This window comes from Schaalia odontolytica, assembly GCF_031191545.1.
Lineage (GTDB): Bacteria > Actinomycetota > Actinomycetes > Actinomycetales > Actinomycetaceae > Pauljensenia > Pauljensenia odontolytica.
In genome coordinates, this window is record NZ_CP133472.1 from 926,848 (window position 1) to 952,781 (window position 25,934).

21 protein-coding genes, 2 tRNA genes and 1 other RNA gene are annotated in these 25,934 nt (G+C 66.0%); 8 read left to right on the forward strand and 16 right to left on the reverse strand.

Annotated features, from left to right (window positions below; all coding sequences use genetic code 11):
* Nucleotides 1–105: 105 nt before the first annotated feature.
* The 6 genes from narI to moaA all read right to left on the reverse strand — a co-directional run bounded on the left by narI (nt 106) and on the right by moaA (nt 9,604).
* Nucleotides 106–882: a respiratory nitrate reductase subunit gamma gene (narI, locus tag RDV55_RS03930; RefSeq protein ID WP_111824303.1), complete on the reverse strand. Its 777-nt coding sequence runs from the start codon at nt 880–882 to the stop codon at nt 106–108.
* A 5-nt stretch (nt 883–887) separates the two neighbouring features.
* On the reverse strand, nt 888–1,577 hold the full coding sequence (gene narJ / locus RDV55_RS03935; RefSeq protein WP_111824302.1) for a nitrate reductase molybdenum cofactor assembly chaperone: 690 nt from the start codon (nt 1,575–1,577) through the stop codon (nt 888–890).
* The gene (gene narH, locus RDV55_RS03940; RefSeq protein ID WP_048742549.1) at nt 1,574–3,124 is read right to left on the reverse strand and encodes a nitrate reductase subunit beta; all 1,551 of its coding nucleotides are present in this window, start codon (nt 3,122–3,124) and stop codon (nt 1,574–1,576) included. The genes narJ and narH overlap by 4 nt, the downstream gene beginning before the upstream one ends.
* Nucleotides 3,124–6,894, reverse strand: coding sequence for a nitrate reductase subunit alpha (locus RDV55_RS03945; protein WP_111824301.1), 3,771 nt, complete (start codon nt 6,892–6,894; stop codon nt 3,124–3,126). Before RDV55_RS03945 ends, narH begins: the two co-directional genes overlap by 1 nt.
* A 68-nt stretch (nt 6,895–6,962) precedes the next feature.
* Nucleotides 6,963–8,315 (reverse strand): MFS transporter, encoded by a 1,353-nt coding sequence (locus RDV55_RS03950; protein ID WP_111824300.1) that lies wholly within the window; start codon nt 8,313–8,315, stop codon nt 6,963–6,965.
* A gap of 224 nt (nt 8,316–8,539) precedes the next feature.
* Nucleotides 8,540–9,604 (reverse strand): GTP 3',8-cyclase MoaA, encoded by a 1,065-nt coding sequence (gene moaA / locus RDV55_RS03955; RefSeq protein WP_111824299.1) that lies wholly within the window; start codon nt 9,602–9,604, stop codon nt 8,540–8,542.
* A 1,220-nt stretch (nt 9,605–10,824) separates the two neighbouring features.
* Here moaA and RDV55_RS03960 point away from each other — a divergent pair.
* The 3 genes from RDV55_RS03960 (at nt 10,825) to moaC (ending at nt 14,225) form a co-directional block, all read left to right on the forward strand.
* On the forward strand, nt 10,825–11,841 hold the full coding sequence (locus tag RDV55_RS03960) for an endonuclease domain-containing protein (RefSeq protein ID WP_111824298.1): 1,017 nt from the start codon (nt 10,825–10,827) through the stop codon (nt 11,839–11,841).
* 591 nt (nt 11,842–12,432) lie between these two features.
* Nucleotides 12,433–13,710 (forward strand): molybdopterin molybdotransferase MoeA, encoded by a 1,278-nt coding sequence (locus RDV55_RS03965; protein ID WP_111824297.1) that lies wholly within the window; start codon nt 12,433–12,435, stop codon nt 13,708–13,710.
* Between the two features lie 32 nt (nt 13,711–13,742).
* Nucleotides 13,743–14,225 (forward strand): cyclic pyranopterin monophosphate synthase MoaC, encoded by a 483-nt coding sequence (moaC, locus tag RDV55_RS03970; protein ID WP_111824296.1) that lies wholly within the window; start codon nt 13,743–13,745, stop codon nt 14,223–14,225.
* A gap of 109 nt (nt 14,226–14,334) precedes the next feature.
* On the opposite strand, the gene RDV55_RS03975 is transcribed toward moaC, so the two are convergent.
* Nucleotides 14,335–14,826 (reverse strand): MogA/MoaB family molybdenum cofactor biosynthesis protein, encoded by a 492-nt coding sequence (locus RDV55_RS03975; protein ID WP_111824314.1) that lies wholly within the window; start codon nt 14,824–14,826, stop codon nt 14,335–14,337.
* Nucleotide 14,827: 1 nt separating this feature from the next.
* Complete coding sequence (tadA, locus tag RDV55_RS03980; protein WP_245907763.1) at nt 14,828–16,150, reverse strand: tRNA adenosine(34) deaminase TadA; 1,323 nt, start codon at nt 16,148–16,150, stop codon at nt 14,828–14,830.
* Between the two features lie 208 nt (nt 16,151–16,358).
* Between tadA and upp the strand changes: the two genes are divergently transcribed.
* Nucleotides 16,359–16,997 (forward strand): uracil phosphoribosyltransferase, encoded by a 639-nt coding sequence (gene upp / locus RDV55_RS03985; protein WP_111824294.1) that lies wholly within the window; start codon nt 16,359–16,361, stop codon nt 16,995–16,997.
* 238 nt (nt 16,998–17,235) lie between these two features.
* Nucleotides 17,236–17,790: a YagU family protein gene (locus RDV55_RS03990; RefSeq protein ID WP_111824293.1), complete on the forward strand. Its 555-nt coding sequence runs from the start codon at nt 17,236–17,238 to the stop codon at nt 17,788–17,790.
* Between the two features lie 124 nt (nt 17,791–17,914).
* On the opposite strand, the gene RDV55_RS03995 is transcribed toward RDV55_RS03990, so the two are convergent.
* The 5 genes from RDV55_RS03995 to RDV55_RS04015 all read right to left on the reverse strand — a co-directional run bounded on the left by RDV55_RS03995 (nt 17,915) and on the right by RDV55_RS04015 (nt 21,550).
* A complete protein-coding gene (locus tag RDV55_RS03995; RefSeq protein ID WP_111824292.1) occupies nt 17,915–18,748 on the reverse strand; it encodes a MetQ/NlpA family ABC transporter substrate-binding protein in 834 nt (277 codons plus the stop codon).
* 68 nt (nt 18,749–18,816) lie between these two features.
* Entirely contained in the window at nt 18,817–19,554 is a 738-nt protein-coding gene (locus tag RDV55_RS04000) for a methionine ABC transporter permease (RefSeq protein WP_111824291.1), read from the reverse strand.
* A complete protein-coding gene (locus RDV55_RS04005) occupies nt 19,551–20,570 on the reverse strand; it encodes a methionine ABC transporter ATP-binding protein (RefSeq protein ID WP_111824290.1) in 1,020 nt (339 codons plus the stop codon). Before RDV55_RS04005 ends, RDV55_RS04000 begins: the two co-directional genes overlap by 4 nt.
* 147 nt (nt 20,571–20,717) lie before the next feature.
* Complete coding sequence (locus tag RDV55_RS04010) at nt 20,718–21,089, reverse strand: fluoride efflux transporter FluC (RefSeq protein ID WP_111824289.1); 372 nt, start codon at nt 21,087–21,089, stop codon at nt 20,718–20,720.
* Entirely contained in the window at nt 21,086–21,550 is a 465-nt protein-coding gene (locus tag RDV55_RS04015; RefSeq protein WP_111824288.1) for a fluoride efflux transporter FluC, read from the reverse strand. Before RDV55_RS04015 ends, RDV55_RS04010 begins: the two co-directional genes overlap by 4 nt.
* An 81-nt stretch (nt 21,551–21,631) precedes the next feature.
* On the opposite strand from RDV55_RS04015, the gene gluQRS reads away from it, so the two are divergent.
* Nucleotides 21,632–22,546 carry a tRNA glutamyl-Q(34) synthetase GluQRS gene (gene gluQRS / locus RDV55_RS04020; RefSeq protein ID WP_111824287.1) on the forward strand — a complete coding sequence of 305 codons (915 nt, stop codon included), beginning with the start codon at nt 21,632–21,634 and terminating at the stop codon, nt 22,544–22,546.
* 629 nt (nt 22,547–23,175) lie between these two features.
* Nucleotides 23,176–23,304 carry a hypothetical protein gene (locus tag RDV55_RS04025; protein WP_281267701.1) on the forward strand — a complete coding sequence of 43 codons (129 nt, stop codon included), beginning with the start codon at nt 23,176–23,178 and terminating at the stop codon, nt 23,302–23,304.
* A 1,092-nt stretch (nt 23,305–24,396) separates the two neighbouring features.
* Here the strand turns inward: RDV55_RS04025 and RDV55_RS04030 are convergent.
* Nucleotides 24,397–24,469 (reverse strand) — tRNA-Arg (locus RDV55_RS04030).
* Between the two features lie 116 nt (nt 24,470–24,585).
* Nucleotides 24,586–24,681: signal recognition particle sRNA small type (gene ffs / locus RDV55_RS04035), an RNA gene on the reverse strand.
* A gap of 151 nt (nt 24,682–24,832) precedes the next feature.
* Between ffs and RDV55_RS04040 the strand changes: the two genes are divergently transcribed.
* A complete protein-coding gene (locus RDV55_RS04040) occupies nt 24,833–25,396 on the forward strand; it encodes a YbaK/EbsC family protein (RefSeq protein ID WP_111824285.1) in 564 nt (187 codons plus the stop codon).
* A gap of 286 nt (nt 25,397–25,682) precedes the next feature.
* Here the strand turns inward: RDV55_RS04040 and RDV55_RS04045 are convergent.
* Nucleotides 25,683–25,770, reverse strand: a tRNA-Ser gene (locus RDV55_RS04045).
* Nucleotides 25,771–25,934: the final 164 nt, after the last annotated feature.

The window sequence follows — 25,934 nt, forward strand, 5'->3', positions numbered from 1 at the left end:
CCAATAAAGACTCGGGGGCGAACCTACGCTCGCCCCCGGTCCTGCCGATTACCGCGCTACGGCTTCACGCCCCGTGGGCGAGGCCGAAGCGCGAACGGCTGTCGATCAGTCGGACATGCCGCCACGCGTGATCTCGTGCGCGCGACGCTCGTCGCGAGACCGGTAGATCACCGGGGGACGTGCCACATAGCCGACCGGCGCGCTCACCGCATGCACGAGGCGCGTAAACGGCCACACGCAGAAGAGCAAGAGGCCCGCGACGATGTGCAGCTTGAAGCTCAGTGGCACGTCGACCATCAGGTGAGCCTGAGGCTGCAGCATGAAGATCGAGCGGAACCACACGGAGATCGTCTCGCGGTAGTCATAGCCCTCATGGCCGCCGAGCACCTGGTTGAGCAGGGTCGCCGCGCCGCCCAGGAGCACCGGGATGCTCAGCATGACGTAGGTGACGATATCCATGCGGGTCGTCGCCACGCGCACCGACTTGACCACCAGGCGACGGTAGATGAGCAGCGCGAGGCCGAGGATCGTCATGACTCCGGCGATCGAGCCGGGAATCGTCGCAATCAGGTGATAGGTGTGCTGGGAGACGCCGAGCGCCTGCGTCCAGGCCTTCGGAATCACAAGACCCATCACGTGGCCCACGAACACGAAGAGGACGCCGAAGTGGAACAGCGGCGACGCCCAGCGCAGGATCGTCGGCTCGTTCCACTGCGAAGAACGCGACGTCCAGCCGTACTGGTCCGTCTTGTACCGCCACGCGAGGCCCACGATGAGAATCGCGAAGGACACGTACGGCAGGACCACCCACAGGGCGATGTCCAGGAAGGACAGCGACTGCATCTGGGATGCAGACTCGGCATGCAAAAGTGCGGATTCCATGAACGTTACCGTCCCATCGTTGTATCGGAAGTGGGGAAAGGCGTAGCAGACAGATCGCCCACGCCCACCAGCTCGGTGGGCGGCCCCTGGCTAATGAGCTTACGGAAGCCCTCAATAGTCTTTTCGTCCGGCTCGGGCAGCGTCGCAACCAGCGCGTCCAGCAGCGGCGCATACGGAGAGTGGGCGGCACGCAATGCCGTGCGGATCACCTCGATGCCCTCGCGGTTGGAGCGCAGGAGCCCCTCAGCCGTGCCGGTCTCATCGAATGCCGCGAACTCCAGGACCACCGGCAGGTGATCAGGCAGTTCCTCGCGGTCCATCTCGAAACCGGCGCGGCGAAGAATCTCCTTGAACGCCAGGATTGCCTGGCCGCGCCCGCGGGTGTCGCCATGCGTGTAATACGTCAGGCCGAGCGCGCAGCGGCGTCGCTGATCGAACGTCTCCACGTAGGTCGTCTGCATGGCACGCAGGCCCGCCGCGCGAGCGTGGCTCACAAACGCGGCAAGCGACGCCGAGGCCGGCTCCGGCAGATCCGCCAAAGCCTCCTCGACCGCATCCAGCTTGGTCTCGAAGTCATCCCCCGGGTAGTCCAGGAGCACCGAGACCGCCATGCGCACGCCGCGCGCGTCCTGCGGGTCCATCTCCGTTTCCGGGGCAGCCGTAGGAATACGCGGAATGCCGACGAAAGTACTCATCGAACGACCTCAAGGGGGAGCATCTGGCGCCCCTCCGGCGACGAGCCACCCATCGGGCGGTTCGACGTGGCGGGGGCCATGCCGTGGAAGGCCTCGACGTCGTAGGACACCGGGCAGCCCTCAAGTTCCTTGATGCCGCGCGGCATCTCGGGATGGGCGGTCGGGATGACGAAGCGGTCGTCGTACTTGGCGATCGACAGCAGTCTGTACATCTCCTTGACCTTCTCCGGGCTCATGCCCACGGAGGCCGGGATCTCCTCGTTCGTCGGGTTGTCGACGAAGACGTCGCGCATGTACGAGCGCATCGCGGCAAGGCGACGCAGCGCCAGCTCCACGGGTGCCGTGTCTCCGGCCGTGAACAGGCCAGCCAAGTACTCCAGCGGGATACGCATCTGCGAGATGGCGGAGAGCAGGACCCTGTGGTCCTCGCCATCACTACCGGACGCGGTCACCTGGTCGACGACCGGCGAGAGCGGCGGCACATACCAGACCATCGGCAGCGTGCGGAACTCGGGGTGCAGCGGCAGGGCAACCTCGTACTCGGTGATGAGCTTCCAGATCGGGGACTGCTGGGCGGCCGTGATCCACGAGTGGGGAACGCCGTTGGCCTGAGCCTGGGCGACCACCTGCGGATCGTTCGGGTCCAGCAGGATCTCGCGCTGGGCGCGATACAGGTCGCGCTCATCCTCCTGGGAGGCTGCCCAGGTGACGCGGTCCGCGTCGTAGAGCAGCACGCCCATGTAACGCAGGCGACCCACGCACGTCTCCGAGCAGATGGTCGGCTGGCCGACCTCGAGACGCGGGTAGCACAGCGTACACTTCTCGGCCTTGCCCGTGTTGTGGTTGAAGTAGACCTTCTTGTAGGGGCAGGCCGACACGCACATGCGCCAACCGCGGCACTGATCCTGGTCCACCAGGACGATGCCGTCCTCGGAGCGCTTGTACATCGCGCCCGAGGGGCACGCCGACACGCAGGTCGGGTTCAGGCAGTGCTCGCAGATGCGAGGCAGGTAGAACATGTACGCGTCCTCGATGGTCTTGGCGACCTGGAGGTTCATCTGGTGCAGGACCGGGTCCTGATCCAGGGTCTCCATGGAGCCACCCAGATCATCGTCCCAGTTCGGGCCCCACTCGGGCTTATCGATGTGCTCGCCGGTGATCTTTGACTTCGCGCGGGCCGTCGGGATCGCGCGGGAGTTCGCGGGTGCCTGGAGCAGCTTGTCGTACTCGTAGGTCCACGGCTCGTAGTAGTCCTTCATGGTCGGCTGCGTCGGGTTCGCGAAGATCTTCGCGAGCGAGGCGACGCGTCCGCCCTGACGGGGCACGAGGCGGCCCGTGGCGGTGCGCTTCCAGCCGCCCTTCCACTTCTTCTGATCCTCCCAGCCGCGGGGGTACCCCACGCCGGGACGGGTTTCGACGTTGTTGAACCAGATGTACTCGGTGCCGTCGCGGTTCGTCCACACCTGCTTGCAGGTGACCGAACAGGTATGGCAGCCGATGCACTTGTCGAGGTTCATCACCATCGCGATCTGAGCCATGACCTTCATCAGAACTGCACCTCCTGGGAGCGGCGGCGGATAACCGTGACCTCGTCGCGGTTATTGCCGGTGGGACCGTAGTAGTTGAACGCGTAGGAGAACTGCGCGTATCCGCCGGCCAGGTGGGACGGCTTGATGAAGATTCGCGTCAGCGAGTTATGCGTGCCACCACGCTTACCGGACCCCTCGTTCAGCGGGGTGTTGATCTGGCGATCCTGGGCGTGGTGCATGAACACCGTGCCCTCCGGGATGCGGTGGGAGACGACCGCGCGGGCCGAGACCGTACCGTTGCGGTTCTTCGCCTCGATCCACTCGTTGTCGCGCACGCCGATCTTCTCGGCATCCTGAGGGCTCATCCACACCGTCTGTCCACCACGACCCAGCGTCAGCATGTACGGGTTGTCGTAGTACTGGGAGTGGATGGCCCACTTGTTATGGATCGTCAGGTAGCGCACCGCGACCTCGGCCTGGCCCGCCTGGCCCGGACGGTGGTCGCCGACGGGGCGCTCACCGTAGATGTGCGCCAGGTCGAGCGGGGGACGGAAGATCGGCAGGGACTCGCCCATGTCCATCATCCAGTCGTGGTCGACGTAGAACTGCGGGCGGCCCGTGAGCGTGTGCCACGGCTTGCGGCACTCGACGTTCTGCACGAAGGCGCTGTAGCGGCGTCCGCCGTGCTCGGAGCCCGACCACTCGGGGCTGGTGATCACGCTGCGCGGCTGCAGGACGGTGTCCTCGTAGGTGATCTTCTTTTCTTCGTCACCTTCGGCCAGGAACGCCATCTCGTTACCGACACGCTTCTCCAGGTTACGGAAGCCCTGAACGGCCAGCGAACCGTTCGTGGTGCCCGAGAAGCGCAGCGCCATGTTCGCCGCCTTGATCGCGGTGTCGCACAGCGGCATGCCCTCGCCGGCGTTGCCGTCCATGGGGGCGCGGCCGTTGAGGTCGCCGAGCTGCTCGTACGCCTCCTGGACGTTGTACGCCACGCCCTTCGAGGCCAGTCCGGCCTTGGGCAGGAGCGGTCCCATGCGGTCGAACTTGTAGCCGACCTGCGTGTAGTCGCGCTCGATCGGAACCAGCTTCGGCATGGTCTTGCCGGGCGTCCACGTCTGCTCAGGCACGGAGCCATCCACCATGGTCATGGCATCCGGGGAGTCGTGGGTGAGCGGGACCGCAACGACGTCCGTCTGGGTGTCCAGGTGGCCGGGGGCCAGGCGGCCAACCAGGCGGGCCAGGGTCTGGAACACCTCGAAGTCGGTGCGAGCCTCCCACGGCGGGTTCACGGCCTCGTCGAAGCAGTGCATGTAGGGGTGCATGTCCGTGGAGGACAGGTCGTGCTTCTCGTACCACGTGGCGGCGGGCAGCACCACGTCGGAGTGCAGCGTCGTCGAGGTGTTACGGAAGTCCGCGACCCACATGAGGTCGAGCTTGCCGGGGTGAGCCTCACGCCAGTTGACGGACGCGGGACGGTTGCCCTCTTCCAGCTCCTCGGCGTTGACCTCGTTGCCGGTACCCAGCATGTGACGCAGGAAGAACTCGGTGCCCTTCGCGGACGAGCCGAGCAGGTTCGTACGCCAGTTCGCGAGGATCTTCGGGACGTTGTGATGGGCGTCCGGGTCCTCGATCGCGAACTGGAGGCGACCCTCGCGCAGCTCCTGGGACACGTATTCCGCGGGGGCCATGCCGGCCTCGGCGGCCTCGCGGCCCAGCTGGGTCGAGCCCTTGGAGAACGTCGGGTAGCAGGGCATCCAGCCGCGCTGAACCGACTCGACGAGGGTGTCGACCAGCTGCTTGCCGTCCAGGTTCGAGGACTTGATCGGGTTTCCCATGGCCGAGGCCGCAGCACCGTCGTAGCGCCACTGGTCCGTGGTCATGTAGTACCAGCCGGTGGAGATCATCTGGCGCGGCGGGCGCGCCCAGTCCAGGGCGAAGGTGAAGGAGCCCCAACCCATGATCGGGCGGACCTTCTCCTGACCCACGTAGTGGGCCCAGCCGCCGCCGTTGCGGCCCTGGGTGCCACACATTTCCGTGAGCGCCAGGAAGGTACGGTACATCTCGTCGGAGTGGTAGTAGTGGTTCGTGCCGGCGCCCATGAGGATCATGGAACGGCCCTGCGTCTCAACCGCGTTCTGCGCGAACTCGCGGCCGATCTTGATGGCTGCGGCGGCGGGAACCGACGTGAACTCCTCCTGCCACGCAGGGGTGCCCGGCGTGGAGGCGTCCATGTAGTCGGTGGGCCACTCACCCGGCAGGCCCTCACGCTCGACGGCGTACTGGGCGAGCAGGATGTCGAACACGGTCGTCACGAGGCGACCGTTGACGCGGCGCGCGGGCACGCCACGCTTCACGTAGCCACCGCCGATCGACGCCTGGCCGGGCGCCGCGGGCAGGTCGAAGCGCGGCAGGGCGATCAGGGCGGCTTCCCACTCGTCCGTGTCCATGATGGACATGACGGGCTCGACGCCATCCAGGTTGAGGTTCCAGTGGCCGGCGCCCTCCTCACCGAAGCGATCGGCGAGCGTGCCGCCCGGGTCCTTGACCGTGCCGTCGGCCTCGATGACGAGGGGACGGAACTGGTTGTTCTCGGTGCGCTCGGTCGTGCCTGCGGGCATCTTGGCGGCCGTCAGGAACTTGCCGGGGACCAGGGTCGTCGGGGCGACGCCCTCGTGGGCACCCTCGCCGACCTCGTTAATCTCCACCAGGAACGGGGAGTCGGTGTAGCGCTTCATGTAATCGAGGAACATGGGCTCGCGCTTGCCGACGTGGAATTCCTTGAGGATGACGTGACCCATGGACTGGGCCAGGGCACCGTCCGTGCCGGGCTGGACGCGCAACCAGTCGTCCGCGAACTTCGTGTTGTCCGCGAAGTCCGGGGACACGACGATGACCTTCTGGCCGTGGTAGCGGGCCTCGGCCATGAAGTGAGCGTCGGGGGTACGGGTCAGCGGCAGGTTCGTGCCCCACATGATGAGGTACTGCGAGTTGAACCAGTCGCCGGCCTCGGGCACGTCGGTCTGGTCGCCGAACACCTGAGGCGAGGCTGGAGGCAGGTCCGCGTACCAGTCGTAGAAGGACAGCATCGTGGCACCGATGAGCTCGTGGAAGCGGGCGCCCGCACCGTAGGAGATCATCGACATGGCGGGGATGACCGAGAAGCCGGCGATGCGGTCGGGGCCGTACTGCTTGATCGTGTGCACGTAGGCGGCGGCGACGATCTCCATCGCCTCTTCCCACGACACGCGGACCATGCCGCCGCGGCCACGCTGCGACTTGTAGGCACGCGCCTTCTCCGGGTCCTCAACGACCGCGGCCCACGCGTCGACGGGATCCCCGAGGCGCTTCTTGGCCTCGCGGAACATGTCGAGCAGGACGCCGCGCACGTAGGGGTACTTAATACGGGTCGGCGAGTACTCGTACCACGAGAACGCAGCGCCACGCGGGCAGCCGCGGGGCTCGTACTCGGGCATGTCAGCGCCGGTTGACGGGTAGTCAGTCTGCTGGGTTTCCCAGGTGATGACGCCGTCCTTGACGAAGATCTTCCACGAGCACGAGCCCGTGCAGTTCACGCCATGGGTGGAGCGCACGATCTTGTCGTAGCTCCAGCGGTCGCGGTAGAAGGAGTCGCCGTCGCGGCCGCCCTCGAGGAAGAGCTGGCGCGCGTCGGCGGACGCCTTGCCGCGGCGCAGCCACGAGCCGAGCGCGAACAGGGTCGCGCCGGTCGCGGGCTTGACCTCGCCGCCGTAGGTCGGGAAGGTCATATCGGATTCGAGATTCGTCATGGGTTGCTCCTAAGAGTCGAGTGACGAGGCAGTGGCAGGTCCGTTGGCACCACGCAGTGCCGGGCGGATCAGCCGGGGAACGGGGCGTTCTTGCGCGCGTACATGACCCAGCACAGGATCGCACACAGGACGCAGAAGATGGCGCAGCCCAGGAAGAAGGCCCATGCACCGCCAGTGCCGACCGCGGAGAGAGCGACGCCGACGAGGAAGGGGCCGAGGGACGCGATGGCGGAGGTGAAGCCAATAGCGCCACCGGCCTGGCGGGCCGGCATGATCATCGGCATCTGCTTGAAGGTGCCGGCGTTGCCGAAGCCGGAGAACAGGAACATCGCGAGCATGAGCGCCATGAAGATGTAGAAGTCATTCCAGCCGGTGGGCCTGTACAGGACCCAGGCAACGCCTGCCAGGGTGATAGCCATGCCGACCGCGGAGATGAAGGTCCAGATGGCACCGCCCATGCGGTCACAGAAGACGCCCCAGGACATGCGGATGATCGAGCCGATGAGGGGGCCGAGGAAGGCGAAGGTCGCACCCAGGACGGGCAGGCCGACGGTGGACTCGCGGCCGAACTGGTTGTTAATGAGCAGGCCGAAGACTGCGGAGAAGCCGGAGAACAGGCCGAAGGTCATGACGTAGAGGATGGTCATGTACCAGGTGTTGGGGTTGGAGAAGATGTCCAGCTGCTGCTTGATGTTGGCCGTGACGGGAACGTCGCGCAGCCAGATAAAGGCGAGGATCGCGGCGACGATGCACCACGGGATGAAGAAGACTGCGGCGTTGTAGACCCAGATGTGCTCACCGGCATGGTCGCCAGTGGCCTGCGTCTGCGGGGCCAGCCAGGTAATGCCGAAGAGGCCGAAGCCCATGAGGATGGGGCCGACCAGCTGGATGACGGACAAGCCGAGGTTGCCGATGCCGCCCTGCAGACCGAGGGCCGTGCCGGAGAGGCGCTTGGGGAAGAAGTAGCCGGTGGAGGGCATGTAGCCGGAGAACGCGCCGCCGCCGATGCCACACATGAAGGCCAGGGTCAGCAGGACCCAGTAGGGGGTCGTGGCGTCCTGGACGACGTAGAACCAGCCCGCCATGGGCAGGATGCACAGCAGGGAGGTGATGCCGACGAGCTTACGGGTGCCGATGAGGGGCGGCAGGAACATGTAGATGAGGCGCAGGATGCCCGCGGCCAGGCCAGGCAGAGCCGTGAGCCAGTAGAGCTGGGACTTGTCCAGGTTGAAGCCAAGAAGCGTCAACTTGGGCGCGATCGCGCTGGGCAGGAACCACACGCAGAACGCCAGGATCAGCGAGTAGGTCGTGATCCACAGCGTGCGCCACGCGAGCTTCGAGTCCCACGTGGACTCGTCGTTGGGGTTCCAGTCAGTGAGCAAGTAGCGGCTCTTCTTGGCCGCGGGTTCGGTCGCGCTCATGGCTCTCCTCAAGTCAGAAGGGACGTCCGAGCGCAGGCGCGCAGCGGACACTTTCTAGCACGGAGGCTATCAATTGAAATGGCGTAAGCCATACGAACTCGTTGGGACGTACATCACTCTTGAAGCGACAGGGAAAAGTCTTCCCACCAGCCGCATCCAACGTGGCGACAAACACACAATTGACCGAGGTTAGAAAACATCGGCGTGATGAAATTAGTGGGAGGCTACCCGCCAATACGGCTCATGGTGCGCGACGGTCGCGCGAAAGCGTCGAGATTCAGCCCGTGCGCCGCCGGCTTCGCCCACATCGCATCAGCCCACCGGGCGGCGATCTGAGCGTCGTCTCCGCCCCCGCGCAGTAGGTCGCGCAGCGACGTCTCCTCTGTGGAGAACAGGCAGGAGCGCACCATGCCATCCGAGGTCAGGCGGGTGCGGTCGCACGCGGCGCAGAAGGGGTCGGAAACTGAGGCGATGACGCCCAGCCTCTTACTCGGGTCACCATCGACAATCCAGCGCCCCGCCGGGGAATGCGGGTCCTCGCGAGGCGCGGGAGTCAGGGTGTGACGAGTGCTCATGATGTGCAGGATCTCGTCGGCCGTCAGGATGTTCTGACGGTCCCACGTGTCCGCCGGGCCGATCGGCATCTGCTCAATGACACGCAGTTCAATGCCCCGATCCAGGCAGTAGTCGACCAGGTCAGGCAAGTCGGCCTCGTTCATGCCGCGCAGCACGAGGGTGTTGACCTTGATGGGACTCAGGCCCGCGCGCGCGGCGGCCTCGATGCCCTCCAGAACGTCGCTGAGGCGATCGCGGCGCGTAATCGCTGCGAAGTGCTCGGGATCCAGTGAATCGAGCGAAATGTTGACGCGATTCAGCCCCGCGTCCTTAAGTCCCTGGGCGCGCTTGGCCAGACCGAGCGCGTTCGTCGTGAGGGCCAGGTCGAGGGGCTCACCCTCGTCGGTACGCAGCTTGGCGCACTCGGCGATGATCCCCTCGAGACCACGGCGCAGGAGCGGCTCCCCACCGGTGAAGCGCACCTGACGAATCCCCAGCATCTCAACGCCGATGCGCACGAGGCGGCAGACCTCGTCGTCCGTCAGCGTGTCCTCGGTGGGCAGCCAGTCCAAGCCTTCGGGGGGCATGCAGTAGGAACAGCGCAGGTTGCAGCGGTCGGTCAGCGACACGCGCAGGTCGCGGGCCACCCGCCCAAAGGTGTCGACGAGCCGTAGCGGCGCGTCACAAACCGCCACATCGGCCACCCGAGAGGCGGAAACGAACTCGACAGACATGGCGCAACCCTACCCCGATGTGTCCGGTGTTCGCCCCTCGAAAAACAGAGCGTGAACGGCGAGACGCGGCCCCTCCCTCGTCGCTGAGGGAAAGGAGACAGCGCCCAGCTCGGATGTACGCGAGACTCAACGGGGCATCGCGAGCAGCAACTCCAACGCCTATCAGGGGGAATCATGCACGCCGTCTTCGACCTGGTCCTACCTCTCGAGCGGGCCGCCGACGGCTACGCAGCCACGGACAAGCGTCGCGCCACGAAGGTTATGCTCACCGTCTGATTCTGTCGCCCGACGGCGGCCTCGTGGCCTCCTGCTGCAAACGCTGACATTGGCATTCGCGTCCGTGCCGTCACAGGCCGGACAGCTTCGTTGACCGGGCAGCCCCGCCACCGCGCGGGGCACCCAGTTTTTGCCCCTCGAAAGAACGATCACGAACGGCGACACGAATCCGGTTTGTTGCACCCATTGGTGGCGAGCATAGCCTTCGGGACACCTGATTCCGCCGACGCATCGAGCAGAATGGGGGTTTGGCAGCATTAGAAGTCCCGTCACGGCGTGTCGCCGGCGTGTCGGCCTCCTAATGCTGCAATTCCCCCCGACCTCCGATGTCCGGGCCGCTGAAATGAGCTGCAACCGCACAACCTTGCCCACGCCTCGTCGCGCCACACGAGAACGCCGCACCATGCGCCCCGCCCGCACCCACCCCCCACGCTTGCCACAACCGTCTCCGGGTATGCAACGCAACTTCACACCCGATTGACTGCCCCCACCAGACCCATCGGCCCTGCCCCCAAACGGGGGTTTTGCACTACATGAAGCCACCCAGCGCCGCGTCACCGGCGTGTCAAACCCCCATGTCGTGCAATCTCCCCACGGGACCAACCAGGCTGCGCCGCATCTAGACACGCACTAAGGCCACCCACCAGACCCATCGGCCCTGCCCCCCAAACGGGGGTTTTGCACTACATGAAGCCACCCAGCGCCGCATCACCGGCGTGTCGAACCCCCATGTCGTGCAATCCCCCCAGCTAACCACCCCAGGACCACCCGAACACGCCACAACCTCACGCCCCAGCCCGGGCCTCGTCGCGCCACGCGAGAACGCCGCACCATGCGCCCCGCCCGCACCGCATCGCACGGTGACATCTCAGCAATCAAACACAATCAGAAGATCTGAGTATCAAACTGCAACGAACTTGAATCAATTGCACTAGAATTCACTCATGAAACAAGAAGACAGGGGCAACGACGCTCCTTTCATCCTCAACGCCGTTGAACGGGCGATCATTCGCGTGCCGCGATCCAGCCACCACGGCCTCACGAAGATACCAACGGCCGTGAAAATCGCGGGCAAGACATACCTTGATCTGTCTCTCTTGTCAGACATAAACATGAGCCAGCTACCTGAGGTCGTGCTCGCCGCACGCCTCTACCACCTCGCGTATACGCACCGAACTCTCGTTGCTACCGGACAATGTGCGCTATGGGCGCACGGCTATGGTAGTGATCCCGCGCTTCCACCCATCACGGTTGCCACATCATCCACTATCCGCCCCATCGTCCTGCCCGCCATAGCAATAGGCACTCACACCTTTGCACCCATGAAGGTGGGGCCCAGGCACGTCTGTCACCTCCCCGCTATCAGCGACACACGCGGGCTACTCATCGAGAACCTTGAATCTGCACAGATTACTGCCGCCCGCACATCATCCAACCGACGTGCTGCTTTCACGCAGATGTGCATGAACGCCCACGCCTACACACACTTCGACAACTTCCACATGAAAGCGTCACGCAACAACGAGGAGTCGTGGAAATTCTTTCTTGAGCGCGAGCTGAAACAGCTGGGCAATCGGGCAAAAGGACGCTCTCAAGCACAGTGGATCATCACCCACGCAGATGCCGGATGCGCCTCACCCGGAGAAGCACGCGTACTGTACGAGCTATGCGCCGCGGGCCTGACAGGCATGCGCACACAGGTCGAAGTGCACATGCGGGGTCGTCGCTATTTCATCGATTGCGCGTTCACGGTCGAAAAAGTCGGCATCGAGTTCGACGGGCGTGCCAAATACGGGGATGACGCTCGCAGCATCCACGCATCACTTTCCCGCGAGCGCGAGCGCCAACGCCACCTAGAAGCCGAAGGCTGGCACATCATACGCGTCGGCTGGCACGACCTCGATCATCCGGACGAGCTCGTTGCGCAGGTCCGCGCCGCACTCGCCGCGCGCGTGGGATAAGACCACGACACCCGACGAACACAGTCAACGCCTGCCTCCTCTCCACCAGCGAAGGCTCACTGAGGCAACCAAACGGGGGGTTTGGCAGCATTAGAAGTCCCGTCACGGCGTGTCGCCGGCGTGTCGGCCTCCTAATGCTGCAATTCCCCCCACGCGACCAACCCCACCAGAACCATCGGGCCCGCACCCACCCCCACACTTGCCACAACCAGACCCCCGGGTAAGCAACGCAGCTTCACACCCTGCCGACTGCCCCCAAACGGGGGGTTTGGCAGCATTAGAAGTCCCGTCACGGCGTGTCGCCGGCGTGTCGGCCTCCTAATGCTGCAATTCCCCCCGACCTCCCATGTCCGGGTCGCTGAAACGAGCCGCAACCATCCAACCCAGCCCGAGCCTCGTCGACCGGGAGCAGGACGGGTGCCCCAAGAGACGCCCGACCAACATCTCGCCTCCGGACCGGGACCGGCGTTCTGGCCCGACCTGCCCCCGCACGCCTCCCCGACCCGACGGGCCTCTACACGTCACGGCTGAGCGGGCACTCAGCGGCCACCTGCACGCATCCCCCACTCCACCTGGCCCTACACTGGTGGCATGCACGATCCCTCCCTGTCCACTGCGCAGCATCGCGAGCTGATAGAGGCCCTGGCGCTCAGCCACGTCCTCCCCCACGACACGCTTCCCATCGACGAGTGCCTCGGACGACGCCTGGCCGTCGACGTCCACTCGCTCATCCCACTCCCACCGTTCACGAACTCGGCGATGGACGGGTTCGCGGTGCGCCGCGAGGACCTGGAGGGCGAGGGCCCGTGGACCCTGCCCGTCGCGGGCGACATCCCGGCGGGTGACACCCGCGAGAATCGCCTCGAGCGGGGGCAGGCGTGGCGCATCATGACGGGCGCACCGATCCCGACCGGCGCGGACACCGTCGTCAAGGTCGAGCACACGGATCACGCCGCGGGCATCGCCCAAGCGCCCGACACCGTCAAGATTCGCGTCGCACCGAAGCCGGGCGCGAACGTGCGCGTCGCGGGCGAGGCCCTCGAGGCGGGTTCCCCGGTGCTGGCCGCCGGTAAGATCCTCGACGGAACGGCTCTGTCGGCCGCGGCTTCTGTCGGGCACGGGACTCTCACGGTTCTCCCCCGCCCGCGCGTCATCGTCGTCTCGACGGGAACGGAGCTCAAGCGCGCTGGCGACACCCTTGAGCGCGGCCAGATCCCCGATTCGAACAGCATCCTGCTGCGCGGCCTCGTTGAGGAGGCGGGCGGGCGCGTCGTGGCACGCCTGCGCACGGGAGACACGCCAGAAGAGCTGCGCCGAGCCCTCGACGAGGCTCCGGAGGCCGACCTCGTCATCACGGCCGGCGGCATCTCGGCGGGTGCTTTCGAGGTCGTGCGCCTCACCCTCGGCACCGACGCGGGCTTCCACCACGTCGCGCAGCAGCCGGGCGGCCCGCAGGGCGTGGGCTCGACGCAGGTAGGTCCGAACGGGCGCGAAACCCCGGTGATCTGCCTGCCCGGCAACCCCGTGTCGGTCTTTACAACGTTCCACATGTACGTCGCGGGAGCGTTGGCGGTCATGTCGGGCCTCGTCGCCCCGGAGCATGGCGGCACGGTCCCGAGCGCCGTGATCGCCCGGGCGCGCGTGGGATGGGAGTCGCCGTCCGGAAAGACCCAGTTCATCCCGCTTCGCTTCGCCTCCCAGCAGGGGGACGAGGCCGGGGCCCGCTGGGTCGAAACGGTGCACCCCCTGGGGTCGAAGTCGCACCTGGTGGCCTCACTCGCGGCCGCGGAGGCGATCGGCGTGGTCCCGCCCGACGTTGAGAAGGTTGAGGCCGGCCAGGAGCTGGCGGTCGTCCCGCTCGTGGGCTGACCCCGCTACTGAACATTAACGAGAGGAAACCCGTGAAGTTTACGCATTTGAACGAGGACGGTGCCGCCTACATGGTAGACGTGACCGCGAAGAATCCGACGGTGCGCCAGGCGAGCGCCGTGTGCCGCGTCGACTGTTCGCCCGAGGTCATGCAAGCCCTGCGCGACGGCACCGTCCCGAAGGGCGACGTGCTGGCGGTGGCGCGCGTGGCCGGCATTTCCGCGGCGAAGCGAGTACCCGAGCTGCTGCCCCTCGCACACACGATCGGCGTGCACGGCTGCGCGGTGGACCTGAGCCTGGAGGATGACCATGTGGCGATCCGTGCGACCGTGCGCACGGCCGACCGCACTGGCGTGGAGATGGAGGCGCTGACCTCGGTGACGGTCGCGGCGCTGGCCATCGTCGACATGGTCAAGGGCGTGGACCGCTCCGCCCGTATCCGCGAGGCGAAGATCGTCGCGAAGTCTGGCGGCCGCAGCGGCGACTGGGTGCGTCCGGAGGATCCACGGGACTGACGCCCCCACTCCTACTCAAGAGGCCGCCCGCAGCGTTCGCGCCGGGCGGCCTCTTCGTTACTGTTTTGGGGAGTTAGGCGCGTTTGGGGAGTTAGGCGCGTTTGGGGAGTTAGGCGCGCGGGTGATCGCCGCCCGCGAGCTGGTCGATGATGTGGGCGACGAGCGGGCCGATGACGGCCACGGCATCGGTGACCCCGCCGCGCGAGCCGGGCGCGTTGACGACGAGAGCACCGGCATCGGATCGCGCCGTGACTCCGACGAGGCCTCGAGACAGAGCGGCGGATGCGACCATTTCTTCCCCGCGACGCCGAATAGCGTCGGCGAGGCTATCGATGCGGGTGGCGAGGAGAGGCTCGGTCGCCTCGGGGGTGACGTCGCGGGGCGCGAGGCCGGTGCCCCCGGTCGTGAACACAAAGCGGGAGCCCTCCTGCACGGCATCGGTGATAGCGCGGCGGATGGCCTCGACGTCGTCGGGGACGATGACGACCGTTGCGTCGACGCCGTGCTCCGCGAGGAGGCGTGCGGCGAGGGGCCCAGAGAGGTCCTCGGCGAGGCCTGCGGAGCAGCGGTCCGACACCGTGATGACGCGCGCGGGAATCACGTCAGTGACGGGCATTGCCCCGACGGCGCGCGGAGCGGCGCACACGAATCCCGGAGGTGATGGGGTCGACATCGTTGAACTGGCGCGGAGACAGTTCGTAGTCGACGCGACGCACGGGCTCTGGCTCGAAGGCCTGCGGGAGCGGGCGCTGGGGGCGCGCGCTCGCGCGCTTCTGGGCGCGCTGGGGGAAAGCGGGAGGCATCGGCGGCGCGGGGATCGGCTCTTCCACAGCCCGGACGGGCTCGGGGGACGGCGGACGGGGAGTGCTCTCACGCACGGGCTGGGTCACGGGCCGCACGGGCTGGGCCACGGGCCGTGCGGGCTGGGTTACGGGCCGCACGGGCTGCGCGGGCGTGTAGAGCCCCTCGGGTACGCTCGCCGCAGGGCGCACGTGTACGGGACGGATCTTCGGAACAGACTTCGTGATGGCTCCGTGCCCCATGTCGGCCGACACGGCAGGCTGGACTGGGCTGCCACTGCGGGAGGGCGGCTGCGACGGCGGGAGGTGCGCGGGCACGCCGGGCTCGATCGACTCGCCCGCGGGGATGTCGGCGGGATTGTCGGCGTTGCCGCGGACTCGCTCAGAGAAGGGACGGCCCGCTCGACGAGGCAGGGGCGAGGGCTCGGTGCCGTAGTGCCGACCGGGAGCGCGCACGGCGTGGGCGGGGGCATGCGCGGGCTGCGGGGGTGCGACCGGAGCGGCGGGCGCAGCGGGGGTGACGAGCTGGGCGGGGACTCCCTCGTTCGGGGCTTCCTGATGGATCGGCTCGAGCGCTTCGTCTTCCTCGTAGGGAACGACGATGGGCGCGGGAATGTCCCCGGGTTCGTGAACCGGTGCCTCGACGACCGGCATTTCGTCGGCGGCACGGCAGCCGAGGAAGAAGGAACGCAGCTGCATGGCGGCCTCCTGCGCCAGCACGCCGCCGACGACCTCGGTCGGGTGGGGCATGCGAGCATCGCGCAGGACGTCGCGCAGGGATCCCGCCGCGCCAGCCTTCGGATCCCAGGCTCCGAAGACGACGCGGTCGATGCGAGATGCGAGTATTGCGCCCGCGCACATCGTGCAGGGCTCGAGGGTGACGATGAGAGTGCAGCCCGTCAGGCGCCAGGTGCCCCTCGCGCGGCCGGCCTCACGCAGGGCGACGATTTCGGCGTGTCCTGCAGGGTCATGGTTGGCCTCTCGGCAGTTAGCCCCGCGTCCGATGATGCGGCCACTTTCGTCAACGACGACGGCTCCGACGGGAACGTCTCCCGTCTCGCGGGCACGGTTGGCCAGGAAGAGGGCCTTGCCCATTGCTTCGCGGTACTGCTCATGAACTGTCACCCCTCCAGCTTACCGACCAAACGACAGTTGGGATAGTTGGAGTCCATCGTGACTCATGGTGCTGATGTGACGAACGAGTTTGACGCCCTTGCCACCCACGCGATGGTGGCTCAGCCAGGCGCGACGCGACAACACGGAACACCAGATCCCAGCCTTGTCTCCTTCACACTGGATGCGCGCCAACGGGCCAACAAGGTAGCCTATAACCATGCGCCTCCACGTTGCTCATCACCCCCTGATCACCCACAAGCTCACAGTCCTACGCGATCGCGAAACGCCGTCGGCGACGTTCCGCCAGCTCGTGGACGAACTGGTCACCCTGCTCGCCTACGAGGCGACCCGCGAGGTGGCCGTGACCGAGACCCCCATCGAGACCCCCGTCGCCCCCACGGTTGGACTGAAGCTCTCCGAGCCCCGCCCGATCGTGGTACCCGTCCTGCGCGCGGGCCTGGGCATGCTTGAGGGCATGACCCGCATGCTGCCCACGGCCGAGGTCGGCTTCCTGGGCATGCGCCGCGACGACGACACCCTGGAGATCGAAACCTACGCGAACCGCCTGCCGGAGGATCTGTCGGGCCGCCAGTGCTTCGTCCTCGACCCCATGCTTGCCACCGGCCACACCATGGTCGCCGCCACCAACTACCTCTTCGAGCGCGGCGCGAAGGACGTGACCTGCGTGTGCATCCTGGCCGCTCCGGAGGGCATCAAGACGCTGGAGGATGCGATCGGTGACCGCGCGGACGTGAACGTCGTCGTCGCCGCCGTCGACGATCACCTCAACGAGAAGTCTTACATCGTCCCCGGCCTGGGCGACGCGGGCGACCGCCTGTACGGAATCGTCGACTGACGAGGCGTTCACCCCTCGCGCACCGTGATGCCGGGGTGCGACGCATATAACGCCACACGAGGAGTGGGGGCGGGACCCAGGTCCCGTCCCCACTCCTCGTATACTCGCGCGAAAGCAGGAGATATTAACCGATTCGGCTATTTTCTGGACATTAGCCCGGGTGACGCCCACGTGTGAGCTTTGGCGCTAAGCCAGCGGAGGCCTCGAAACTGCCATGCGAGACTTTCATCCTTGACACATGGCTATCATTCAGACCAATCCCAAGCGCCGCCGCTACGGCGTCGCAGCGCTCGCAGGTGTTCTCGGCGGCATCGTCTCCGCCATCGTGAAGTTCGGTTGGGAGGTTCCGTTGCCTCCGCGCACGCCCGAGCGCAACGCCACCAACCCCCCTCAGGAACTGCTCCAGCAGCTGGGCATCCCGGAGAGCGTCACCCACCTGTCCTACACCTACAACGGCAACGAAGGACTCCCCTGGGTCTCCTTCATCGTCCACTTCGCGTTCTCGATCGGCTTCGCGGTCATCTACTGCGTGCTGGCTGAGCGCTTCCCGCAGATCAAGCTCTGGCAGGGCGCCGCCTTCGGTATCGTCGTGTACGTCGGCTTCCACGTCATCCTGATGCCTCTCATGGGCACCGTTCCCGCGCCCTGGGACCAGCCCTTCGCGGAACACTTCTCCGAGTTCTTCGGCCACATCATTTGGCTATGGGCAATCGAAGTCTTCCGTCGCGACATGCGTAACCGCATCACCCACGAGCCGGATGCCGAGTTCCCGCTCGAGGCTCGCACCAACTGACACAACGCTTCCGCGAACAAACGGGTGGGCCCGGAACCGTGAGGTTCCGGGCCCACCCGTTTATGCACGCCTATCGGCTCCGCGATCTGTCAGCCTCTGCGCCCGAGCGCCCCGGCCTCGCGAATCAGAACGCGGGAATAACCGAGCCGTCCGCCCAGGTCTGCTCAATGTACTGCTTGACCTGTTCGGAGTGCAGGAGCTTCTCAAGCTTCGCGATGGCGTCAGCCTTCTTCGAGTCACCCTTCCACACGAGGACGTTCACGGCCGGGTTGCCCTCGGGCGACTCGACAACCAGGGCGTCGCCGGAGATGGACTTGCCGCCCTCCTGCGCGAAGTTGCCGTTGATCACCGCGTAGTCGAAGTCATCGAGCGAGCGGACCAGCTGCGGGCCCTCGACCTCGCGGAAGTCGAAGTTCTTCAGCTTGGTGACGGTGTTGATGTTGACGTCGCCATCGCCCTCGGGGATAGAGACGAGGCCCTGGGTGGCCAGGAGCTCAAGCGCGCGGGCCTGGTTCGACGTGTCGGAGATGATGCCGATCGTGCCGCCGTCGGGCAACTCGTCGAGAGACTTGTGCTTGTTGGAGAACACGCCGAGGGGCTCGAGGTGAATGCCCTCGCCCGCCTCGAAGTCGTAGCCGGCCTGCTTCTCCGCGTTCTCCAGGTAGGGAACGGTCTGGTAGAAGTTGGCGTCCAGGTCACCGTCGTTCAGCGCGGTGTTCGGCTGAACATAGTCGGTGTACTCAACGATGTCGAGCTTGATGCCGGCATCCGCGGCCAGGTTGTCGTTGATGTAGGTCAGGATCTTCGCGTGGGGCGAGGGCGTGGCGCCCACCTTCAGCGTGACGACCTGCGAGGAGGAGCCGGAAGCATCCGAGGAGGTGGAGCCGCCGCCGCAGGCCGCCAGGCCCAGGGTGGCAACGGCCGCCAGGCCGATGGCTGCGAGAGAGCGATGACGCATGATGGTTCTCTTTTCTTCTGCGTACTGGATGGGATGGATGGTTGAGGCCGGCGGCCTCACTGGGTCTATCAGCGCGCGCGGTGGTCGAGTGCGCGCGAGAGGAGGTCACCGATCAGCTGGATGATCTGGACGATGACGATGATGGCGACGACGGTGGAAATCATGACATCGTCCTGCCAGCGGTTATAGCCGTAGTTAATTGCCATCTGGCCCAGGCCACCGCCGCCGACGGCACCGGCCATCGCGGAGTAGCCGATGAGGGTGATCGCCAGGGTCGTGATCGACTGGATGAGGGCCGGCATGGCCTCGCGAATGAGCACGCCCCAGCGGATCTGGCGATTGGAGGCACCCATCATCTGGGCGGCCTCGATCTTGCCGGGGTCGACGGCCAGGAGGTTCGTCTCCACGAGACGCGCAAAGAAAGGCGCGGACAGGATGACGAGTGGCACGACAGTGGCGAACGAGCCCGTGGACTTTCCGACGATCGCCTTCGTGACCGGAATCAGCATGATGATGCCGACGATGAAGGGCAGGGAGCGCACGATGTTCACGACGAAAGACACCGCCTGGTACACGCCCTTGTTCGGAGTGAGGCCGCCCTTGCCGGTCTGAACCAGAACGAGGCCCAAGAGCGTGCCGATGATGACCGCAAAAATGGTCGACAGCCCCGTCATCATGAGGGTCTCGAAGATCGCGGGCACAAAGTTCTGCGTGAGGGCGGGGTTATCGAACCACGTCGGGTCTCCCTTGCCCGTGGGCACGAGCGCCTGTGCGGCGGTCGCTGCGGCGAGGTGTGCGGTGATCATTGTGTCCTCACTTCCGCGTGGACGTTGTTCTTGCGCAGCTGCTCGATGATCTTGTCAGCGTGGTACGCGGGAACGGTCAGGGCCAGACGGCCCACCTGCACGTTCCCGAGGGACTCGAAGGTTCCCGCGGTGACGTCGGCACCCATGGACGAGGCCAGGTGCAGGACAGTCGCGCCGGTCGGGACGCCCGGGTGCGAGGTAAAGACGACGTCGAGGAGGACGGTCCCCTTCGTCACACCATCAAGGCTGATGTCCTCGGGGGTGGGGAGCGATTCGACGACGGGCATGGGGACGAGCTCGCGAGCCAGCGGCGTGGACGGGTCACCCACGACCTCTTCGAGAGTTCCGGTTTGGAGAACCTGGCCGTGGCCGAGGAGGGTCACGGAGTCACAGATCTCGCGGACAACCGCCATCTCATGCGTGATGATGACGACGGTGACGCCGGCGACGTCACGGACGTGACGCAGCAGGGAAAGGATCTGAGCGGTCGACTCGGTGTCGAGGGCACTCGTCGGCTCGTCGCACAGAAGAACGGCCGGATCGTCGGCCAGGGCGCGGGCAATACCGACGCGCTGACGCTGGCCGCCCGAGAGCTGGGACGGGTAGGAGTCGCCGCGGCCTTCGAGGCCGACGAGCTCGAGGAGCTCATTGACGCGTTCGCGGCGCTGTTGACGAGGCACACCGGCGAGCTTGAGAGGATAGCCGATGTTGTCGGCGGCAGTACGCGCATCCAGGAGGTTCGCGGCCTGGAACACCATGCCGATGCGACGGCGCGCGGCGCGCAGCGCAGAACCCGACAGCGTCGACAGATCCAGTCCGTCGACGACGATATGGCCATCGGTGGGCTTCTCCAGGGCCGTCAGGCACCTGATGAGCGTGGACTTACCCGCGCCGGAACGACCGACGATCCCGTGGATCGATCCTCGATCGACGTGCAGGTTCACCCGATCGAGCGCGACGACTTGGCCGCCGCTTTTCACGGGGTAGACCTTGGATACCCCGGTGAGGTCAATCATGTGCTTCTCCGTTACTGGGCCACGCGGCCCGCAACCTCAGCATATGAGGGCCACGCGCGCGAGCGCCATGCATGCTGTTACAAAACTCCGTATCGTGGCTAAACCCTCACCGATCGGCCCATATATTGGCCGACCTTGCGCACACACCTATCCAGCGCAGGCGATACCGGCGAGCGCTCCACCCCACGAGGCCGCCCATGTGCACAGCGCCAAGCCCAGCGAGCGGCCCCGGAAGCCGTCCACCCACAGGGTCACCGCGTCCACAAGCGCCGTCGAGAAGGTCGTGAAACCACCCAGGAACCCCGTCGAGACGATCGGCATAAGCCAGCCGGGCACCAGCTGGGTGGCCGCACCGGCCAGGAAGCAGCCGGTCACGTTCACGACCAGGATGCCGAGTCTCGCCCCCGCAGGGTCACCCCACGCGCAGAGGGCGCGCTGAACTCCCCGATCCAGCCAGAATCGCGCGCACGCGCCCACGCCTCCGGCCATGGCCACGAGAAGGAACATCGCTCCGCTCATTCCCGATCCCCCTCACTGGTGACAGGCCGCGCACCCGGGCGGCCACACGACCACTCCCCCACGCACATTCCCGCCCAGGCGCAGGCCCCACCCAGGGCCAGGAGACCAAGGGACTGAGAGACGGCCTCGACAATTCCATTGAGCGCCGCGTACCCCACCGACGCGACGATGTACGCCCCGTACGTCGTGAACGCTCCCGCGAAACCCGTGCCAACCAGGAGCCTCAGCTTCCTCAGCGATGTGTCGTCCCCAGCGCTGCGTGCCATGCGCCCCACCACCCACCCGGATAGCGCGCCGAGGATAAACGCGCCCACAGCATTGACCGTCAGCGTCGACCACGACAGGAAGAGGCCGGGCGCGGGCGAGGCCTTCGCAAGCTCATCCAACGCGGCCCGCGCGGCAGTCCCCACGACCCCACCCACAAACACAGCCAACCAGTCGGGCACCCGAAAACTCGCCATGCACCCCACTGTACGCCTGCCGCGCACCGCACCCGGGGAGGCGGCACCCGGGAGGCAGCCGCCGCCTCGTACACTGAGCCCATGACGAATACCGGACGATTCGCGCCCTCCCCCACGGGCGACTTCCACCTGGGCAACCTGCGCACCGCGATCCTCGCGTGGGCCTGGGCTCGAACGACCGGGCGGCGTTTCGTCCTGCGCATCGAAGACATCGACCGTGAGCGCGCCGGCTCCGCACAGCGCCAGATCGAGGACCTCCAGGCCATCGGCGTGGATTGGGACGAGGCGCCCCTCATCCAAACCGCGCGGGCCGAGGCACACGAGGCCGCCCTCGCATCGCTGGCCGCACGCGGGCTCATCTTCGAGTGTTACTGCACCCGACGCGACATCCGCGAGGCCGCCTCCGCTCCCCACGTGCCGCCCGGCCACTACCCGGGCACCTGCCTGACGCTCACCGAGTCGCAGCGGGCCGCGAAGCGCGCGTCCCTGGCCGCCCTGGGGCGCGAACCCGCGCTGCGCCTGGCCGCCCCCTCACCCGAATGGACCGTGTTCGACGAGCTGCACGGCTCCTACACCGGACCCGTTGACCACTTCGTCGTGCGCCGCGCGGACGGCGTTCCCGCCTACAACCTCGCTGCCGTCGTCGACGACGCCTTCCAGGGCGTCGATCAGGTCGTGCGCGGCTTCGACCTGCTCTCCCAAGCACCCGCGCAGGCGCAGCTCGCTCACCTGCTCGGGGCGCCCGAGCCGACGTACGCGCACGTGCCCCTCGCACTCGCGCCATCGGGAGCGCGCCTGGCGAAGCGCGACGGTGCCGTCACCCTCTCGGATCTACGAGGCCTGGGCTGGTCCACCGCCGATGTCGTCGCGTTTATCGGGTCCTCCCTGGGGGTGCCCGGGGCGCGCTGCGCCGCCGACATTGCGGAAACACTGGGGATCGATGGCCTGCGTTCGTTGCCCACCGAGCCGTGGGTCGTGACGCCGCCAAGTTCCTGACGGACGTTGCCTGCCGTCAGGCGGCATCCAGTGTTGCCTGCGGCCCGCCGGCATCCAACATTCCCTGCCAACCGCGGTTTCCTAGACGCCACGCGGCCTCCCCGCGTGGGCCGGGCTGCTTGATGTGCCCGTGGGCGGCGGCCCGCCCAGTCCCCTGCGATGTCGGCCCGCTCAGTCTCCTGCGCTGTCGGCCCGCACAGTCCCCTGCGATGTCGGCCCACTCAGTCGTCGGGCGCTACCTGCCAACCACCGGCATCTAGTAGTGTCTGCGGCCCGCCGGCATCCAACATTCCCTGCCAACCGCGGTTTCCTAGACGCCACGCGGCCTCCCCGCGTGGGCCGGGCTGCTTGATGTGCCCGTGGGCGGCGGCCCGCCCGCTCGCCGTCCGCGCCGCGAGCTCCGCTCGGCGCGTCGTCTCGAAGCCCGGCCAGGCCCCGCCACCGCCCACGGGCACCGCAGCCAGGCCCAGCATCCGCCCACAGGCACCGCAGCCACACCAAACCACCGCCCGTGGACACCACAGCCGCACCCAGCAACCATTCACGGGCTTCGCGCCACTTTCGTGCCGGGATCGCATACGAGGTTTGTTGGATTCTGGCAGAGACAACGCCCCCATGACGAGGCACCCGTGCATGAAACGAACGACGCCACCATCGACACATCATTCGCTCTGTCTGAAACCACCGGCACCTCTGTCGGCGCCTCCTCGCTCAAGGCTGAAACCACTGGCACCTCCGTCTGCGCCTCCTCGCCCTGAGCCGCAACCGTTGGCACCTCTGTCGATACTCCCCAGCACCAGATTGAAACCACTGCCGCCACCGTCAACGATATACGGCCGTTTTTGGGGCATTTTTCGCCGACAGGGGTGCCGCCGGTTTCATATAGCCGCTTCAACACCCCGACAGAAGCGCCAACGGTTTCATTCAACCGACCACAACGCCTGGCAAAGGTGTCATCGGTTCCACCAAGGACCCGAGAGTTCCACCGCGGACCCAACAGCTCCACCACGGGCCCGAGAAACCTCAGAGCTGATTCCTCCAGTTTCACAACAGGATACGCCGAAGGCTCTGCATGAAAGAGATACCGACCGACAATGCACAGAACGCACTCCCGAGGGTCGCACGAACATAAGGCCGCAGCTCATCAACGAAGCACACAAGCAGTAGTTCGTTGGGACGATGACAGTTTCATGACGCCCCGTGTCGCATGAAGCGCAGGTCCAACGCAGCGCCGAGGCGCGGGGCGCCAGTTTCATGACGCCCCGTGTCGCATGAAGCGCAGTAGGCCTCACTTTCAGACCCCCGTAGCCATGCCCCACGCGCAAACTCCCTCGACCTCGCCCTTGCAGCAACACGATTCGTCCATCCTCATAGCTGGTCCCAACCAACTAAAATACCGACTGTCCCGCACCAGAAAGCCGAAAAGTCACTACAAAACCAACACGTTTTGTCCATCCTTCAAGTTGGCTCCCACCAACTTCAATACCGATTATTCCGCACCAAAAAGCCGAAAAGTCACTACAAAACCAACACGTTTTGTCCTATAACCCCAATGTCCTATAACCCCAATGTCCTATAACCCAAGTGTCCTATAACCCTGCAACCGAGCCCCTCGCACGACGACTCCCCGACGGGGCACAGGCAAGGCTGCTACAAGCGACAACCCGCACCGCGCGACGTGAATGCGAACCGCCCGAGCAGGTCGCCTGCACGTCAGGTAAGCGACAACCCGCACGGCGCGACATGAGTACGAACTGCGCTTGTGAATGGGCATGAAAAAGCACTCCCGAAGGAGTGCTTGGAAGAAACGCAGAACCCCCACCGGTGGATCGCACCGAGGGGGGCCGCTGCGCGCCCGGAGGGACTCGAACCCCCAACCTTCTGAACCGTAATCAGATGCTCTATCCATTGAGCTACGGGCGCTTGCCGTTTGGCTGGGTATAAGCTTACACGCTCTTCTCCGAGATGCAAATCAAGAGATATGGCCTGAACCACATCGAAGAAATGCATCCTGCAGCTGACCAAGATCGAGCAGCATATACAAAGATCCTCCGCGCACCCGGCAGCGCACCCTTATCCTTGCTGCATTCCTGCCCTGGGGAGGTTCGGATGATACCGTCACGCGGAGGACCGGCTCCCAGCATACACGTTTTCGCCCCACTCGTGCAGCTGCGGCAGGCATGCCGCCGACCACGACGTGCCGACACCCCCACACGCAGCCGTTACAGATGCACGCGCATCGGGCAACCCATACACCCACCGCAACGACGGACCTATCCTGATGTCATGAGCGACATCATCATTCCCGGTATCGGCTCACTCGAGCCGGTGCCTGCACTGGACCATCTCGATCTGCTCGCGCCGCCGGTCGCCGCCGCACTGACCACACTTGCCGAGCGCGGGGCGGCCACTGCCTCGTCGGCGCTCGTCGTTGCGATCGACCCAGAGCTGGCCGACACGGAGGTCATGACGCGCGAGTTCGGCATGGACCTGGCCCTGTCGTCGAACTGCATCCTGGTGGCCGGCAAGCGCGCTGGCGAGGAGCGGATCGCAGCATGCGTCGTTCGCGCGACGACGAACGCGGACGTCAATCACGTCGTGAAGAAGCGTCTCGACGTGCGCAAGGCCAGCTTCTGGCCGCAGAACCGCGCGGTCGAGGCGTCGGGCATGGAGTACGGCGGCATCACGCCCGTGGGCGTGCCCGAGTCATGGCGACTCCTCATCGACTCGGCGTGTGCGACGGGGTGGAGTTGCATCGGCTCGGGCCTGCGCCGCTCGAAGCTCTTCGTGACGGGCGAGGTTCTCGCGGCTCTGCCGGGTGCAGAGATCGTGGAGGGCCTCGGAGCCTGAGGGAACGAGGCCGGGACACCCGCCACACCGCCCAATCTGAGCGCCACCCGACGGCACGCGCGTCAGACCGCCCCAACGAAGCAGTCCACGCAACTACCTGGCGAGCCGACCAGCAGCGCCGAAAGCCGGGATGCACGCGGCCTATCTGTCGCCCTAATTTCGCACTTCGTTCCCTCACCAGGGCAACAGACGGGATTCGTTGAGGGAACGCCCCTCCCCTGCGATGGTGACTTTTCGTTGGAAACAAAAAGAAAACCCCGGAACCTGAAGCGGTCCCGGGGTCCGGTGGCGGAGGATGGGGGATTCGAACCCCCGAGGGCTTGCACCCAACACGCTTTCCAAGCGTGCGCCATAGGCCACTAGGCGAATCCTCCGTGCACATCGTGCCGGACAATCATAAGCGAAAAATGCCCGCCCGCGCCAATCCTGGCCAATGGACCATGTCACAGGCGCAAGATTTCAGGAAAAACAGGAACCTCCGGGGAACGAATGACCCCGCCGAACCCACCGAGGCTTGAGCAGTCAGCGCAGCGCACAC